The organism is Rhizobium ecuadorense (assembly GCF_001187535.1).
GTDB classification, from domain to species: domain Bacteria; phylum Pseudomonadota; class Alphaproteobacteria; order Rhizobiales; family Rhizobiaceae; genus Rhizobium; species Rhizobium ecuadorense.
In genome coordinates this window covers 1-219 of sequence record NZ_LFIO01000761.1, presented here as the reverse complement: position 1 = coordinate 219, position 219 = coordinate 1, and the positions used below count along the sequence as shown (strand labels likewise).

Sequence of the window (219 nt, the reverse complement as noted above, 5' to 3'; positions counted from 1 at the left end):
GCTTGGCATCGGCGATGGTCGACTGGTTGCCGTCGGTGGTAAAACGGTTCGGCAGCGTGAATACGGCGTCGCCTTCGGTGTTGTCGATCTGCGTCTGGAGGATCGACGGCTGACGTTCCTTGTCCCAAGGCTTAAGAAGCTTCTTCAGCCACGGGCTTGTTTCAAGCATTTCGAGCCGGGCATTGAAGCCGGCATCGGCGAGCATTGCCTGAATGGCTT

The 219-nt window shown here is 58.0% G+C and carries 1 pseudogene; it reads right to left on the bottom strand.

Annotated elements, in window-relative coordinates:
* Positions 1–219: pseudogene (locus AF337_RS13790) on the bottom strand (ABC transporter substrate-binding protein); the annotation flags it as partial.